Below are 10,983 nucleotides of genomic sequence, written 5' to 3'. Positions count from 1 at the left end.
CTGGAGGGGAGGGTCGATCGCGCGCAGCGCGAGCCGGGTGGGGTGATCTCTCCACTCGGGCACTGTTGGAGTGGAGAGACCGTCACCCCACCCCGTCTCACATTTCGCTCCGCTCAATGTGAGCCGACCCACGGGCGAGCTACGCTCGTCCCGGACCCCTCCAGGGGAGGGTAAGAGTCTCCTCACACCGCCTCTGCTCGCAAATGCTCCACCAGCAGCTTGGCCGGCTTCGGCAGCGCCTTGAAGCTGCGCGCGCAGATCACGAGGCGGCGGTTGGCGAAGGCATCGCGCAGGCGGACCATGGCGAGCGGCATGGTCTTGGCACAGCGGCGGGCAGCGGCTTCGGGCACCAGCGCCACGCCGACATCGGCCGCGACCATCTGGCAGATCGCGTCGAAGTCGCGCAGGCGCGCGCGGAAATGCGGCCGCATGCCGAGCCGCGCGGCGTGCTTCGCGATGTGCATCTGGAGCGCGGTGGCGCTGGTCAGGCCGACGAAGTCGCAAGCCCCCGCCTCCTGAAAGTCGATCTGGCGGCGGCCGGCGAACGGGCCGCGTTTCGACGTCACCAGCGTCAGGCGATCCTCGCTGAAGGGAAAGCGCTCGATATGCTCGGGCAGCGCGTGCTCGGCGGCGAAGCCGAGATCGGCGGCGCCTGCGGTGATCGCCGCCGCGATATCGGTGCTCTCGCGCTCCTCGATGTCGACGGCGACGTCGCGATGCTGGCGCAGGAAACCGGCGAGCGCTTTCGGCAGATGCTCCGACAGGCCCGACGTGTTGGCGAGAAAATGCACGCTGGCGCGCACGCCGCTGGCAAAGCCGGCGAGATCACCGCGCATGGCGTCGATCTGGTGGATCACGAGCCTGGCATGATCGAGCAGGCTCTCGCCGGCCGCGGTCAACTCGACGCCGCGGCGGCCGCGCTTGAGCAGCGCGACGCCGAGCGCATCCTCGAGCCCCTTGATGCGCGCGCTGGCCGAGGCCAGCGCGAGGTGCGAGCGCTCCGCGCCGCGGGTGATGCTGCGCTGGTCGGCGACCGCGATGAAGAGCTGGAGATCGACCAGGTCGAAGCGCATGCGATGTCTCCTTGAGCCTTCGTTGAGGCCGAAGGCTCTCTCCGTAACCTCCAGATTGTGCGCCGGCGCGGCTTCGGTCAATGTGCAGACATGATCGACCCGCTGCTCATCCTCATCGCCGCCGTGTTCCTGCTCGCCGGATTCGTCAAGGGCGTGGTCGGGCTCGGCCTGCCGACGGTGTCGATGGGCCTGCTCGCCGTGAGCATGGCGCCGAGCCGCGCCATCGCCATCGTCATCGTGCCGGCCATCGTCACCAACATCTGGCAGACCTTCGTCGGCCCGTATTTGCGCGACATCCTGCGGCGGCTGTGGCCGCTGATGATCGGCACCGTGGTCGGCTGCTGGCTCAATGCCGGCGCGCTGACCGGGCCGCATGCGCGCTACGGCACGATCGTGCTGGGCGCCCTGCTCGTCGTCTACGCCGTGATCGGACTGAACAAGTTCCACTTCCGCGTCGCGCCCGAGAACGAGAAATGGGTCGGCGGCGTGGTCGGCGTCATCACCGGGGTGATTTCGGCCTCAACAGGCGTGCAGGTGATCCCGTCGATGCCGTTCATGCAGGCGATCGGCATGGAGAAGGACGAATTGGTGCAGGCGCTCGGGGTGTTTTTCACCACCGCAACGCTGGCGCTCGCCTTCAACCTGACCGCGGTCGGATTGCTCACGCCCGCCAATGTCGTGCCGGGCGCGATCGGACTCGCCATGGCCTTTGCCGGCATGTTCATCGGCCAATCGGTGCGGGCGCGGATGCCGGCGGAGGCGTTTCGCCGCTGGTTCCTGATCGCGATGATCCTGCTCGGCCTTTACCTCGCCGGCAGCGCGCTGGCGAAAGAATTCGCTTAAGCGCCTTACGATTTCGGCCCGTAGCCCGGCACCCATTTTTCGTGCTGGGGCAGGTCGTCCTGGATTGTCCACCACGACGCGCGCGACGAGGTGAAAACGTGGAGGCGAGGCCGGACTTCCGGGTCGTCATCGAGCAGGCCAGCGGGAATGCTGACGGTCGGGAGATAGCTCGCCTTGCCCGGCGTCGGGCAGCCGCAGGTCCTGCAACGATAGCGGATACTGCCCGGCGAGGATTCGTAAGATGCCGTCATGTCCTCGCCCGCCACGAAGCGAAACTTGTCGGCATCGACATGCGCGTAGGTGGCGAAGGCCGCGCCGCTCAGCTTGCGGCAATTGACGCAATGGCAGTGCGTCAGCGCGCGCACCTTCTCGATCTCGAACCGCACGGTGCCACACAGACAGCTTCCACGGATCATCGAAACCTCCCGAGCGCAGCCTCGATCGGACCGCTTCTCATTCACTAGAAGGAGCTACCGTGTCTCCAGCATGGCGACGCGGATGCCGAGATAGATGAAGAGGCCGCCGAGCGCGCGGTTGACCCAGGCGATCGCGCCCTCGGACTTGCGCAGCCGGTAGGCGGCTCTGGCGGCGAACGCCGCCAGCACCAGGCACCACAGTGTCCCCGTAAAGATGAAGATCAGGCCGAGCGTCAGGAAGGCGAGCGGCTTGTGCGGGGCATCGGCTGCGACGAATTGCGGCAGAAAGGCGAGGAAGAACAGCGCGACCTTGGGATTGAGCGCGTTGGTGAAGACACCCTGGAGGAAGACCCGCTGCAATGAGCTCCGCGCCGGCTCGTCGATGCTTGCAGCCAGCGCCGGGCGCGACCACAGCATCTGGAGACCGGTCACGACCAGATAGGCTGCGCCGACCAGCTTCAGGATCGAAAAGGCCGTGGACGAGGCCATCAGCAGAGCCGAAAGCCCGATCGCCGCGCCCGCGACATGGACGAAGCAGCCGCAACTGATGCCCAGGGCGGCAGCGGCGCCGCCCCGCCAGCCCATCTGCATGCTGCGGCCGATCACATAGACCGAATCCGGACCCGGCGTGATGTTGAGCACCACGCCCGAGAGGATGAAAAGCCCGATCTCGTGAATGCCCAGCATGAAGGTCCTCCGCTGCCGTCCTGGCGGTCCTGGTTCCGCTTAGTCGGTTCGCCCGTTCCCGTCCACCGCCGGGATTGCGCAGGATTTACCTCGAATTTGCAATGCGGATCATGCTTCCGCTGCGGCGCATCTGCTCTATAAAGGCGGGGTTCTTGAAATGCGGGATTCGCGGCAACCGCCACGCTGTGGCCGGTCATCTGGTCCCTTGGAGCTTTGAGGATATGGAAAGACGTCTGGCCGCCATCGTCTGCGCCGATGTCGCCGGCTATTCGCGCATGATGGGCAGCGACGAGGCCGGCACCCATGCCGCCTTCAAGGCCCATCGCGCCGCGATCCATCCCATCATCCTCAATCACGGCGGCCGCGTCGTGAAGAACACTGGCGACGGCTTCCTGCTGGAATTCGCCTCGATCGTCGGCGCCGCCGAGGCGGCGATCGCGATGCAGACGCTGATGGCCGAACGCAACCGCCATCTGCCAGCCGACCGCGCCATGCAGTTCCGGCTCGGCATCCACATGGGCGACGTCATCGCCGACGAGGACGAGGTCTTCGGCGACGATGTCAACATCGCCGTCCGCCTGGAATCGGTGGCGAGCCCCGGCGGCTTCGCGATGTCGGCCAAGGCCTACCGGGAGGCGAGCAAGCATCTCTCGGTGCCGCTGACCGATGCCGGCAACCATCGCTTCAAGAACATCAAGGATGCGATCGGGGTCTTTACCTGGACGCCCGAAGGGGCGCCGGCGCTTGCCCCCGAGCTCCGTGAGGCCTCGGCGCTGTCGCAGCAGTACCGAACGGCCATCGTCGGCGTGCTGCCCTTTGCCAATCTCAGCGACGCCCAGGACGAATATTTCTCCGACGGCCTCACCGAGGACCTGATCCACGCGCTGTCGCTGCAATCCTTCTACCGGGTGCTGAGCCGCAACTCGACCTTCGCCTTCAAGGGCAAGAACGTGGGCACCCGGCTGATCGCGCGCGAGATCGACGCCTCCTATCTGATCCAGGGCTCGGTGCGGCGCGCCGGCGCCAAGATCCGCGTCACCGCTGAGCTGATCGCGCCGGAGACCGGCGAGCAGCTCTGGACCGGCCGCTACGACCGCGACATCGGCGATTTGTTCGCGATGCAGGACGAGATCACCACCAACTTGTCCGCCGCCATCGCCACCGAGATCGTCCGTGCCGAGGCCTCGGCGCCGGCGCGGCTCTCGACCGACGTCACCGCCTGGGACCGCTTCCTCAAGGGGCTGTCGCATTACTATCGGCAAACCAAGGAAGATCTGGCCGTCGCGGTCGACCTATTCCGCGAGGCCATCGGGCTCGATCCCAAGCTGTCGATCGCGCATGCCTATCTCGCCACGATCCAGATCCAGAGCATTCAGTTCGGCTGGGTCAAGGGCACGCGCGAGATGTGGGCCGAGGCGATGAGCCTCGCCGAAACCAGCGTCCGGCTGGATCCGCGCTCCTCCTTCGCGTTCTCGATCCTGACTTGGGCGCACGCGTTGGAGGGTCATCACGAGGCAGCAATGGACGCCGCCAAGCGCGCGGTCGCGCTCAACCCTTACGACAATGGCGCGCGCGGCGTGCTCGGCATCTGCCATTTCATGATCGGCGAGCACCGCGAGGCGATCGAGCTGTTCTCGATGGCGTCGCAGCGCGACAACAGCGACCCGCGCTATCAATGGGCGGCGCTGAACGCGTTCAGTCATTATCTTCTGCGCCAATACGACGCGACGCTGTCGTGGGCCCGCGAGCAGCTCTACATCAACCCGAATCACATGCAGGCGCTGGCGATCCGCGCCGCGGCGCTGGCGCAGCTCGGACGAAGCGACGAGGCCAGCGAAGCCGCCCGCGTGCTGATGGCAAATTATCCAACGTTGAACGTCGACAGGCACTTGCGCAACTTCCACTGGAAGCGGCCCGAGGACATCGCCCATTATCGCGAGGGGCTGCTGAAGGCCGGCGTGCCGCTCGGCAAGCTGACGCTGGTGCAGAGCGACGTGAAACGGGCCGCAGAATCCTGAGCGAAAGGGCCGCAGGCCCGACGTGGTTCCGGTGCGACCGCCTGCTCGTTGTTGACACGACAGTGAAATGGGCCACACTCGTCACACGCTGAAGTAGTATATCGTGCTGTCGGTTTGTTAGGACTTTCCGCGCTCTAACAGCGCGCCTGCTTTTTCAAGATTCGCTGCTTTCAGGATTTGGGCCATGCATCACCCCGCTTCGAAGCCGCCCCTCGATCCCTCGATTCCAGTCTCGCCGAACAATCCCTGCCCGTTCCTGCGCGGCCTCGTCGGCGAAGGCTTCGTCGAGGGCGGCACCGTCCCGCTCAACACGCTGTCGCAGACCATCGCCAATGCGACCGGTGAGACGGGGCTGAAGAAGGTCTCGGCCCGCATCCAGGTCCGCGGCGTCGCCATGATCGCCAACGGCGTCAAGCACATTCTGAAGAGCATCTTTTCGGGCGCGCAGCTCGACGCGCTGCGCGGCGGCCCGCTGGACAAGCGCGGCGCCGGCTCGCGCATCCTCGGCGTCGACGGCAAGATCGACGAGGACGAGATCGCGCGGCTCGCGAGCTTCGGCCGGAACTACACCGACCCGAACACCGGCAGCAGCGAGCCCGGCCTCAACGCCGCGGAAATCAAGACCTTCATGCGCGACAACCTCGAGCGCGCCGGCAGCGCCGCTCGCTGGTACTACCCGCTGCTGATGAAGTTCGAATGGCCCATCCTTTTGAAGATCATCGGCAAGGGCAAGCAGGGCGAAGAGCGCTATCTCAGCGTGGCCGACGTGCGCACGCTGTTCGAACAGCGCCAATTCCCCGACCGCATCAATCAGCGGATCGTATCGCAGCCGCTGCTGTCGCCCTGCCAGCTCCGCTTTCGCTGGGCGGTCGCGCTCACGGCGTTCGTCATCGGCCTCGGCCTCGTCGCCCTGGTCGCGGTCGCCGAATTCCCCAACCAAATTCGTGCCATGCTGCCGCAGAAGGGCGTGCTGGTGAATCTCCTGCCGCCGCCCCTGCCGGCGATGCCCGAAACCAAGGCTGCCTATTGGCTCGAGCAGAATTGGTCGCTCAAGGACCGACATTGGTTCCACCACGCCAGCCAGGGCACCGCGACGTTCCCGGTGCCCTATGAGTGGTTCGTGGCGCTGGAGCAGCCGCAGCTCCACCTGTTCTCCAAACCGGGCCTGATCAAGGACAGCGCCTATCTCGAACGCTTCGGCTTCATCCCGAGCCCGCAGACGATCCAGACCGACACGGCGACGCTGCGCCGCTTCGGCTACGCCAATGTCTACGAGACCACGCAAGCGTCGGACTGGTCGACGCGCTGGACGCCGGCGGAGAACGTTGACGGCCTGCCGGTCGGCTTCGCGCGCATGACCGGCGTGGTCGATCCCGCGACGAGCCGCCGCGAGGACGACATGATCGGACTGACCTGCGCCGCCTGTCATACCGGCCAGATCCATTACCAGGGCATCGACGTCCGTTTCGACGGCGGCCCGGCGATGACCGACCTGAAGAAGCTCGAGCTCGCGACCGGCCTGTCGATCGCCTACACGCTGTACGTCCCGTTCCGCTTCCAGCGTTTCGCCGATCGCGTGCTCGGCCCCGACGCCAGCAAGGCGGACCGCGCCGCGCTCAAGCAGAAGCTGAGCACGATCGGCAGCTTCCTGATCGACTGGGCCAAGACTTACGAGAAGACGATCGAAGGCAAGACGACCTGGGACGGCAAGCAGCAGCAGGACACCGAGGAAGGGTTCGGCCGGCTCGATGCCCTCAACCGCATCGGCAACCAGGTGTTTTCGCAGGACCTCGCAATGAGCGGGGTCAAGGGATTCGAGAAGAACCTGCACGCCCAGGACGCGCCGGTCAGCTATCCCGCGATCTGGACGGTGCCCTGGTTCAAATTCGCCCAGTACGACGCCTCGATCGAGCAGCCGCTGATCCGCAACGCCGGCGAAGCCCTCGGCGTGACGGCGCTGCTCAATTTGTCCGATGCCTATCCGCAGGACAGGCTGTGGCGCTCCTCGGTGAACATCAGGACGCTCGGCTGGATCGAGGACATGCTGAGAGGCCCCGATCCATTCAAGGCGGCTGATGGTCCGAAGTTCGGCGGTCTGCTCGCACCGAAATGGCCCTCGCACATCCTCGGCGATGCCTGGAAGCTGAAGCCCGATCGGGTCGAACGCGGCCGCGCCATCTACGCGGAGATGTGCTCCGGATGCCATCTGCCTGACATCAACACCCCGGCCTTCTGGTCGTCGAAGCACTGGGAGCCGAGCGGCGACAGCAAGGTGCTGAATGCGGTGACGATCCCGCTCGACGAGATCAAGACCGATCCCGAGCAGTCCCTCGTTCTCAGCAAGCGGACCGTCGACGTGCCCGGCTTTCTGAAAGTCAACACGGCTGACCTGCAGACGTGGTGGCAGTGCGAGATCCCGACCGCGAGCAAATCGCCCAACGAGATGGTCTATGCACTCGGGCTCATGACGGTGGTCGATCTCGTCGCCCGCAAATGGATGGACGACGAGAAGATCCCGGAGGCCGAACGGGCGCAAATGTGGAATATGGCGCGCAAGAACTGTCTCAATCCGGCGCCTGACCCGCGCTATCGCGCCCGGCCCTTGAACGGCATCTGGGCCACTGCGCCTTACCTGCACAACGGCTCGGTGCCTTCGCTGTACTGGTTGCTGAAGCCGCAGAACGAGCGTCCGCAAAAATTCTGCATGGGCCGCCGCGACTACGACCCCGACACCGTCGGTTTCGCAGTCGCCGCCGACGAGCGCTGCAAGACCGGTGAAACGGAGTTCTCCGCGAGCGGCTCCGACGGCAAGCCGATCCAGGGCAACAGCGTGCTCGGCCATTCCTTCGAGCGCAAGGACGGCGAGCCGAAGCGCCCCGGCGTCATCGGCCGCATGTTCAAGGATGACGCCGAACGCTACGACCTGATCGAGTATCTGAAGACGCTGTAAAGAATCTTGCTTCGTCATTGCGAGCGCAGCGAAGCAATCCAGGCTGTCAGCGCGGAGATAGCTGGATTGCTTCGTCGCAAGAGCTCCTCGCAATGACGGAGAATGAGGACGCTCCTCGACTCCGATTCTCACCGTCCTCGTGGAGGCTCCCGATCTCTTCTCACTTGAACAGCGGCGTGCCCGGCACGAAGGCGTCGAAGGCGGCCCAGAACTGGGTGCGGTAGCGGTCCTGCTCCTGGAGGATCTCGTGCTTGGCACCGGCGATCACGAGATGGGAGCCGGCGCGCAAATGATAGGCGAATTCCTCGATCGCCGCGGTCGAGACCACGGTATCGTTGGAGGCCGCCAGCATCAGGATCGGCTGGCGGATCTGGGAGGGGTAGTTCACGCGCTTGAAGGTGTGCATCGCGCGGAAGGCGGTATCGGCCCAGGCGACCGTCGGCGAGGCTAGGCCAAGCGTCGGGTCTTCCTCCAGGATCGCGGCGTTGCGCGCATAGCGGACGGGATCGCTGGTCAAGGGATTGTTGATGAAGGGTTCGAGCCCGGTGAGGCGGTCGCTGCCGCCGGGGACGTAGCGGCCGCCCTGCCCGAGCAGGCGCATCGTCTTGAGCAGCGCACGCACGGGGAGCGAGGTGGTGCGCCCGGGCAGGTCGATCATCGGCGCAGACAGCACCATGCGGTCGAACCAGCGCTTGCCGGCATGCGCCACCCGCAGCAGCACCGTGCCGCCCATGGAATGGGCGAGCGCGAAGAAGGGTGGCGGGCAATCCGGCAGCACCACCTGCTGCACGAAGGTCTCGACGTCGATCTCGAAATCGGCGAAGTCGCGCACATAGCCCTTGCGCGGATCGCGCAGGCGGCGCGACGAATGGCCCTGCCCGCGCCAGTCGATCATCGCCACCGCAAAGCCGCGGTCGCGCAGGTCGCGCACGGTCTCGAAATATTTCTCGATCTGCTCGCTGCGCCCGGTGAAGACGCAGACCGTACCCTTGCGGTTCGCCGGCGGCGCCCAGCGCGCAAAGCGCAGCTCGACGCCATCAGGGGTCTTGATGGTGCCGCTGACGACGTTTTCGGGGACCGGATTGGCGGGAATCGAGACCAGCGTCATTGGGCGTGCTTGGGCGGGAAGTGCTGCAAATCAAGGGGCCAAAGCGCCGAAAAGGCGCCTGTCCCGCCCTCTTGAACGCCGTCTCGTTCCACCCATATCACCTTCGTGCAGGCCGCTACCAGTGTTTCGGAACCGGAACATCAGGCTGCACACAGACTAAAGCCCGGCCCGATTGGCGGGCGGGTTACCAACAGTCGCTCAATGGAGGACTTGACCATGCGTAGCTACGATCTCACTCCGTTCTATCGTTCCACCGTCGGCTTCGACCGTCTCTTCAACCTGCTCGACCAGGCCAGCTCCGACGGCAGCCCCGGTTATCCCCCCTACAACATCGAGCGCACCGGCGAGAATGCCTACCGCATCACCGTTGCGGTTTCGGGCTTTGCCAAGGATGAGCTCTCCATCGTCGCGAAGGAAAACACGCTGACGATCAAGGGCGAGAAGGTCGCGAACGAGAACTCGAAATCCGAAGTGCTCTACCGCGGCATCGCCGCGCGTGCCTTCGAGCGCGCCTTCCAGCTTGCCGACTTCGTGCAGGTGAAGGACGCCTCGCTCGAGAACGGGCTGCTTCATGTCGACCTCGTCCGCGAGATTCCCGAGGCCAAGAAGCCGCGCCAGATCGCGATCAACGCCGGCGCCAAGGCGCAGGTGATCGAGAACTCCGCCGCGCAGGCCGCCTGAGCCAGCGACCAAACCCAGCGACTTCCAGGTTGCGAAAACGCCCCGGTGCCCCGGGGCGTTTTTTTCGTTGCAATGCATCACAGAGCAGTGATGGCGTAACACCGTCGCCTCGCTCTCCGTCCTTTGGGCATCGAACCAAAAACACGGAGAAGATCATGTCACTCTGGCGCAGCCTTTTCGTCGCCGCGAGCCTTTTGGCCGCTCCCCTCAACCTCGCTCATGCCCAGACACCGCAGACGGTCAAGGCGAAGAACGTCGTGCTGGTGCACGGCGCCTGGGCCGACGGCTCGAGCTGGTCGGAGGTGATCCCGATCCTGCAGGCTGCAGGCCTGCATGTGACCGCCGTGCAGAATCCGCTGTCCTCGCTCAGCGACTCCGTCGAGGCGACCAAGCGGGCGCTGGCCGAGCAGGACGGGCCGACGGTGCTGGTCGCGCATTCCTGGGGCGGCACCGTGATCAGCCAGGTCGGCACCGACCCGAAGGTCACCGGCCTCGTCTACGTCGCCGCACGCGCGCCCGATGCGAACGAGGATTTCGTGGCGCTGTCGAAGCAGTTTCCGGCCGGGCCGGCGCGCGCCGGCATCGTCGAGCGCGACGGCTACACCAAGCTCTCGGAAGAGGCCTTCCTGAAGTACTTCGCCAACGGCGTGAAGCCGGCGCAGGCCAAGGAGCTCTACGCCGTGCAATGGCCGACGGCGGCCTCGATCTTCGCCGGCCGCACCACGGAGGCGGCCTGGCGCTCCAAGCCGAGCTGGTACGCGGTGTCGAAGAACGACTACACCATCAATCCCGATTTCGAGCGCTTCCTCGCCAAGCGCATGAACGCCACCACGATCGAGCTCGATGCCGGCCACCTCTCGCTGGTGTCGCATCCAAAGGAGGTGGCGAATCTGATCCTGGATGCGGCGGGATCTCCGCGGAGCTGACACGCAGTCATTTCACGCAAAAGCGCCCGAGAGGTTCTCGGGCGCTTTCCGTTTGCTGAGGCCTAATCCAGCCCCAGTGCGGCTGGCATCTCCTGCGTCGGCAGGATGGTCGGGGCCGGCCTGACCTGACCGACGGTCGGCGCGGTTGCTTGCGGAGCGGCTTCGGCCGGCTTGGCTTGCACCACGGCGGCTTGCTGCGCAGGCTGGGGCTGCGCTGCCTGGGCCTGCGGCATCGCCGGCTCTGCCGGCTTGGCAATGGCGACCGGCGGCTCGGCGCGCCG

At 65.7% G+C, this 10,983-nt stretch carries 9 protein-coding genes and 1 pseudogene; 5 read left to right on the top strand and 5 right to left on the bottom strand.

Going from position 1 to position 10,983, the window contains the following annotated elements; translation table 11 throughout:
* Positions 1-182 precede the first annotated feature (182 nt).
* Positions 183-1,073, bottom strand: a complete 891-nt coding sequence (locus XF30_RS08215) for a LysR substrate-binding domain-containing protein (protein ID WP_109142392.1) — start codon at positions 1,071-1,073, stop codon at positions 183-185.
* A gap of 90 nt (positions 1,074-1,163) precedes the next feature.
* Between XF30_RS08215 and XF30_RS08210 the strand changes: the two genes are divergently transcribed.
* Positions 1,164-1,916: a sulfite exporter TauE/SafE family protein gene (locus XF30_RS08210; protein ID WP_035997816.1), complete on the top strand. Its 753-nt coding sequence runs from the start codon at positions 1,164-1,166 to the stop codon at positions 1,914-1,916.
* Positions 1,917-1,921: 5 nt separating this feature from the next.
* Here XF30_RS08210 and XF30_RS08205 read toward each other — a convergent pair whose 3' ends face one another.
* On the bottom strand, positions 1,922-2,332 hold the full coding sequence (locus tag XF30_RS08205; protein WP_036021404.1) for a GFA family protein: 411 nt from the start codon (positions 2,330-2,332) through the stop codon (positions 1,922-1,924).
* Between the two features lie 54 nt (positions 2,333-2,386).
* On the bottom strand, positions 2,387-3,019 hold the full coding sequence (locus tag XF30_RS08200) for a LysE family translocator (protein WP_036021402.1): 633 nt from the start codon (positions 3,017-3,019) through the stop codon (positions 2,387-2,389).
* A 221-nt stretch (positions 3,020-3,240) separates the two neighbouring features.
* Between XF30_RS08200 and XF30_RS08195 the strand changes: the two genes are divergently transcribed.
* Both XF30_RS08195 and XF30_RS08190 read left to right on the top strand, forming a co-directional pair.
* Entirely contained in the window at positions 3,241-5,037 is a 1,797-nt protein-coding gene (locus tag XF30_RS08195) for an adenylate/guanylate cyclase domain-containing protein (protein ID WP_109142391.1), read from the top strand.
* 184 nt (positions 5,038-5,221) lie between these two features.
* Complete coding sequence (locus XF30_RS08190; protein WP_109142390.1) at positions 5,222-7,987, top strand: di-heme-cytochrome C peroxidase; 2,766 nt, start codon at positions 5,222-5,224, stop codon at positions 7,985-7,987.
* A 160-nt stretch (positions 7,988-8,147) separates the two neighbouring features.
* Here XF30_RS08190 and XF30_RS08185 read toward each other — a convergent pair whose 3' ends face one another.
* The gene (locus tag XF30_RS08185; protein WP_057028207.1) at positions 8,148-9,095 is read right to left on the bottom strand and encodes an alpha/beta fold hydrolase; all 948 of its coding nucleotides are present in this window, start codon (positions 9,093-9,095) and stop codon (positions 8,148-8,150) included.
* A 216-nt stretch (positions 9,096-9,311) separates the two neighbouring features.
* Here XF30_RS08185 and XF30_RS08180 point away from each other — a divergent pair, with 216 nt between their 5' ends.
* Together XF30_RS08180 and XF30_RS08175 are read left to right on the top strand one after the other, a co-directional pair.
* Positions 9,312-9,776 carry an Hsp20 family protein gene (locus XF30_RS08180; RefSeq protein WP_035997846.1) on the top strand — a complete coding sequence of 155 codons (465 nt, stop codon included), beginning with the start codon at positions 9,312-9,314 and terminating at the stop codon, positions 9,774-9,776.
* A gap of 155 nt (positions 9,777-9,931) precedes the next feature.
* Positions 9,932-10,702, top strand: a complete 771-nt coding sequence (locus XF30_RS08175) for an alpha/beta fold hydrolase (RefSeq protein WP_109142389.1) — start codon at positions 9,932-9,934, stop codon at positions 10,700-10,702.
* A 62-nt stretch (positions 10,703-10,764) separates the two neighbouring features.
* Here the strand turns inward: XF30_RS08175 and XF30_RS08170 are convergent.
* Positions 10,765-10,983: pseudogene (locus tag XF30_RS08170) on the bottom strand (hypothetical protein); the annotation flags it as partial.

This window comes from Bradyrhizobium sp. SUTN9-2, assembly GCF_003122645.1.
GTDB lineage: Bacteria > Pseudomonadota > Alphaproteobacteria > Rhizobiales > Xanthobacteraceae > Bradyrhizobium > Bradyrhizobium yuanmingense.
The sequence above is the reverse complement of the archived record's forward strand: the minus strand, read 5'-3'. Positions and strand labels throughout refer to the sequence as shown.